The 4,857-nt window shown below is 69.9% G+C and carries 2 protein-coding genes and 3 pseudogenes; 3 read left to right on the top strand and 2 right to left on the bottom strand.

Features of this window, described 5'->3' with window-relative positions; genetic code table 11:
* Positions 1-2,138: pseudogene (locus tag EES42_RS47090) on the bottom strand (ISAzo13 family transposase); the annotation flags it as partial.
* Positions 2,139-2,194: 56 nt separating this feature from the next.
* Between EES42_RS47090 and EES42_RS43360 the strand changes: the two are divergent.
* Positions 2,195-2,356 (top strand): annotated as a pseudogene (locus tag EES42_RS43360) (IS6 family transposase); the annotation flags it as partial.
* 75 nt (positions 2,357-2,431) lie between these two features.
* On the opposite strand, the gene EES42_RS43365 reads toward EES42_RS43360, so the two are convergent.
* The gene (locus EES42_RS43365) at positions 2,432-3,028 is read right to left on the bottom strand and encodes a TetR/AcrR family transcriptional regulator (protein WP_124723693.1); all 597 of its coding nucleotides are present in this window, start codon (positions 3,026-3,028) and stop codon (positions 2,432-2,434) included.
* Positions 3,029-3,149: 121 nt separating this feature from the next.
* Between EES42_RS43365 and EES42_RS43370 the strand changes: the two genes are divergently transcribed.
* Together EES42_RS43370 and EES42_RS43375 are read left to right on the top strand one after the other, a co-directional pair.
* A complete protein-coding gene (locus tag EES42_RS43370) occupies positions 3,150-4,412 on the top strand; it encodes an MFS transporter (RefSeq protein ID WP_124723694.1) in 1,263 nt (420 codons plus the stop codon).
* A 209-nt stretch (positions 4,413-4,621) separates the two neighbouring features.
* A pseudogene (locus tag EES42_RS43375) lies at positions 4,622-4,834 on the top strand (IS6 family transposase); the annotation flags it as partial.
* Positions 4,835-4,857: the final 23 nt, after the last annotated feature.

Below are 4,857 nucleotides of genomic sequence, written 5' to 3' on the forward strand. Positions count from 1 at the left end.
AAACGCTGCGCGGCGCCCAGGGGCTGTAAAAAACAACGTGGTGATTCGGCCTTCTGCGGAGCGTTTTCGGGTGGTGCCACGGAGGCGAGGAGGTCCGCTGCGGTGCGGAAGGGCGTGGCCGGTGTCGGGAGGTGGCCGTCTTCCTCCAGGAGGGGGCGGAGGTCACGGAAGATGGTGCCGATGGTCTGCGGGGTGACGTCGAACAGGTCAGCGAGTACCTGTCGGGTGCATACGGTGCGCTGGTGGAGAACTGCGATCAGGATGCGTTCCGCGTGGAGGATCTTCTGGTGGAAGGCGACTCCGTTCGTCCCGGGCTGACGCGGCCCGCCGCGCCGCTGGTAGCGGCGCCGTTCCCGCAGGGCCGTATACCTCACCAGCAGCCGATCGGTCAGTTTCTGCAGGTCCTCGCGGCTCATGCCGGTCAGTGACGGGTCGGTCAGCACCGTGGAGATGTCCGACCGCCGGGGCGGGGTGGCGGAGCCAGTCCGTACGAAGGCGAGGACCTCCTGCGCCTGGGTGAAGTGCAAGGCGGTGGGGGTGATGGCGTAGTGGTGCTCGTCCAGCACCGGCCGGGTCTCCCTGATTGCCTGGCAGATCGCCGGCGGGGTGACCTGGAGGATCTCGGCCAGGACTTTCTGGGCGCACACCTGCCGCAGATACAGGACGGTGATCAGGAGGCGGTCCCTGGCCGAGAGCAGGGACCGGCCGTGGGCTCCCGGGACCTGGCGGCGTTTCCCGCCGCGCTGCTGGTGGCGGAGTTCTTCGCGCCGTGCGGCCTGGGCGGGGGCCAGGCGCCGGGCCATCGCGTCCAGTTCTTCGTGGTTCATCCCGGTCAGGCGCGGGTCGGACAGCAGCTCAAGGTCCGCCGCCCGCTCCAGCAGCGGGGCCTTCCCGGGGGCCGCCGGGACGGTGGGCTTGTCCGCGGGGCGGCTGGTGTAGTTCCAGGTGCCGCGCTCGGTGTGCGGCTCGAGGGGAAGTGCCTTCATGCGGTCGGTGCCGACCGTGACGCCGGTGGGATAGGCGCCGGTGTCCAGGGCGGCCTCGACCCGTAGCCCGGTGCGGGTCCGGGTTGAGGCGATGGTCTGGACGACGACTTCGTGGCTGGTCAGCGGCCGGCCACGCCAGTTCATCGTGATGTGGGAGAACAGCCGGTGCTCAATTTTATTCCATTTTGAAGCACCCGGCGGAAAGTGACACACCGTAATCTTCAGGCCCGTCTCGGCGGCCAGCGCGGCCAGTTCGGCCTTCCAGACCCGGCTGCGATAACCGTTGGAGCCACCCGCGTCCGCGGTGATCAGCAACCGGGTGGCCTGCGGGTAGTCGTCTCGTCCGCGAGCCTGCCACCAACGGCGGATGGAAGCGACCGTGAAGGAGGCCGTGTCGTGGTCGCACCCGACGTTGACCCAGCCGGTATCGGCGGTGAGGTCGTAGACACCGTAGGGAATGGCCGGCTCGGCGGCGGGCCGGGCACAGACGAAGAAGCTGTGGTCCTCCACCTTGACCGGCTCGCCCTTCGGGCGCCACTCACGGCCGGCGTTGGGCAGCTGGCCGAGCTTCTTTCTTCTTGGCATCCACGCTGATGACCGGCTCCGCGGCACCCTGGTGCTGCTTGACCTGCTCGTTGATGTAGCGGAACTGGGCGTCCCGGTCAGGGTGCTGCCTGCCCTCCAGAGTCTTGGCGTTGACCTGGAGACTGAAGCCGTTCTCCCGCAGCAGCCGGCCCACCGTGGGCGCCGAGACGTGATGCCCCTGCCCGGCGAGCTCCTCGGCCAGGTGCCGCAGCGACTTGGCCGTCCAGCGCAGCGGCGACATGGGATCACCCCGCTCGTCCGGCTCGACCAGCGCCAGCAGAGCCGGAACGAACCGCGGGTCCAGCTCCTCGGCACTCTTGCGCCCGCCACCACAGCGGCGAACCCTCCACCCGGGCAGCGGATCCTCGCCGCCCTCCAGCTCGAAGACCCCCTTCCGCACCGTCGTTTCGCTCACGCCCGCAGTGCGCGCGACGGCCCGGACCCCGCCGTGGCCCAGCAGCCGGCCTCGGTGGCCAGCGCCAGCCGCTGCTGCCGCTCAACCAGATGCGGAAACAACACCCCGAACCTCAGGGCGAGTTGATCACGAACCTCACTCGGTATGCGCATACCAGACCGACGCGCCAGAGCCCCCAAAGCAACGCGTTGATTCTTTACAAGTCCCCGGCGGGGCCCAGCAGTTCCTGTCCGCATTCAGCGGCATCTCACCGCACTTCCGACCACGCCGCCACCTGATGACCGCCACCGAGTACCGCACCAAGATGACCACCCGCTTCGCCATCTGGGACGAGATCACCGGCGCCACCGACCAGCCCACCGCAGCGTAAGCCAGGCCCCACCCGACCCCTACACACCCTCAATCGATCAACACCGCACCAACGTGACAACGCCCGGCGCGACACTCAGCCGCCGTTCCGCAGGTCCGCCAGTACGAGGTCGACGGTGCGCTCCACCAAGCAGGTGTCCAGCGGGGCGTGCCGGAAAAGGGCCCGGTAGTAGACCGGTGCCGCGAGCGCGTCGAGGGTGAATTCCATCTCGGCTTGGTCGAGCTCTCGGATGTCGCCGCGTGCGGCGGCGGTGCGCAGGACGGCTTCGGTGCTGCGCCGGCGGGCGTGGAAGACGTCGTCGAGGAAGCTCTCCCGCAGCTCGGGTTCGCGGGCGAGGTCGGCGACGAGCGCGGGCAGGACGGGGCCCAGGACGGTGGTCTCGAACGCGGTTACCAGGCTGCCGATGCCAAAGAGGAGATCCGCCCGCAGGTCGCCGCTGTCCACCGTCGGCGTAGTGCCCAGGACTGTGGCCAGCGCGTCTGTGACCAGGTGTTGCTTCGAGGGCCAGCGGCGGTAGATGGCAGGCCGGTAGACATCGGCGTTCTTGGCCACCTGTCCGATGGTGAGTTCGGAGTAGCCGACCTCGGCGAGCAGGTCGAGCGTTGCGACGCGCACAGCGGCGTCGATCTGTGGATCCTTCTGGCGGCCGGCGGTACGCGGGGGCGGGGGCACGAGGAAGTCCTTTCGGTCGGCTTGCGGACTGTAGCCGGATTTTGAATTGATACAAGTCGTACTGTATCAATTCGAGGGTGGTCCCTGCCCAAGGTGACCTCCTCCCACCGAAGGACCCCCTATGAGCACTCCACCCGCGCACGCCCAGATTTTCCGCGATGCCACACCCGCTTCATCCATTCCGCTACCGGGGCGAAACGTTCCAACGATCGGTGCTCTGATCGCGCTCGCCCTGGTCGCGCTCGACCTACGGGCCCCGGTCACCGCGATAGCCCCACTGCTCGGCCGCCTTCGCGACGACCTGGGCCTGTCGGCCGCAGCGGTGAGCGTGCTGACCGCGCTGCCGGTACTGTGCCTGGGCGTGTTCGCGTTCGCAGGCCCGGTGCTCGGGCGGCGGTGCGGTGAGTCGCGCGTGGTGCTCGCGAGCCTGACACTGCTTGTTGTCGGCGCGACGCTGCGGCTGCTACCGGGGGCTGCGGCGTTGTTCGTGGGCACGGCCCTGGTCGGCGCGGCGATCGGGCTCGCCAACGTGCTGCTGCCCGGGTTGATCCGGCGGCGCTTCGCGGGTGCGGTGGCCGGGGTGACCGCGTTCTACTCGGCGTGCCTGACCCTGGGCGGCGCGAGCGGTTCGGCGGTTGCCCCACCGTTGGCCGACGCGACTGGTTGGGCCTGGCGCGGTGCGCTGGCACTGGTGGCCGTCCCGCTGTCGATCGCGGCGATCCTGGCCTGGTGGCCGGGGGCACGTGTGGACGCGCGGGCGGTCGACGCGCCGACGCCGAACTGTGTGCGGCTGTGGCGGGAAGCGATGGCGTGGCAGGTCACGGTGTTCTTCGCGGCACAGGCGCTGTTGGCGTATGTAGTGTTCGGATGGCTGCCCACGATGGCCCAGGACCGGGGCATTGGCGAGGCGCAGAGCGGCCTCCTGCTGTCGCTGACCAGTCTGGTGGGAGTGGCAGGGGCGGCGCTGCTGCCCGCGGTGTACCGCCGACTGCCCGACCAGCGTGGGCCCGCCGTGCTCGTGGCGATGCTCAGCGGAGCGGGTCTGGTCGGCGTCGTCCTGGCCCCCGCGCCGGCGGGCGTGTGGGCAGCGGCAGTGGTCCTGGGGCTCGGCCAGGGGGCCGGATTCGCGGTCGCGCTGAGCCTGATCGGGCTGCGTACCGGCAACGGCGACGAGACGTCGGCGCTGTCCTCGATGGCCCAGGGTACCGGCTTCCTGATCGCGACGATCGGCCCGTTGGGCGCGGGGCTGCTGCACGAGGTGAGCGGCGGCTGGGGTGTTCCGTTGGCGACGCTCCTGGTGGTGTGCGCGATTCAGGCTGCCGCAGGCCTGGGGGCAGGGCGCGCCGGGCAGGTCCGGGGCAGGTCCGGCCCGAGAGCGGCCTGACCCCTGACAGTGCGCGGGTGCCAGTGATCTTGTGCTGCCCGATGGCGTGGGCACGCGTCCGAGGCCCTTCCCGGCGGGCCCGGACGCGCGCCGAAGAGGTGGCTCGCTGCAACCATCCCCGCTCGGAAGAGCACTTCGGGAGGCACTGTCACGTTGGCTGGCCGGGTGGGATGATCTTCTGGTTGGTCGTGCCGGGGAGGGATTCGTTCGTGTCGCCCGCGTCGCCGTCGTACAAGGGCCACCGGTACCCGGTGGAGGTGATCGCGCACGCGGTATGGCTGTGCTTCCGCTTCCCGCTGTCCTTCCGCGAGGTCGAGGAGCTGATGCTCGAGCGCGGCGTCATCGTCTCCTGCGAGACCGTCCGCCGCTGGTCCGCCAAGTTCGGCCAGGCCTACGCGGACGGACTGCGCCGCCGTCGGCCACGCCCCGGGGACAAGTGACACCC

The sequence above is a fragment of the Streptomyces sp. ADI95-17 genome (assembly GCF_003846175.1).
GTDB classification, from domain to species: domain Bacteria; phylum Actinomycetota; class Actinomycetes; order Streptomycetales; family Streptomycetaceae; genus Streptomyces; species Streptomyces sanglieri.

Coding starts and splice junctions, on each gene's coding strand:
- EES42_RS43370 (WP_124723694.1), top strand. CDS start 3,150: ATGAGCACTCCACCCGCGCACGCCCAGATTTTCCGCGATGCCACACCC.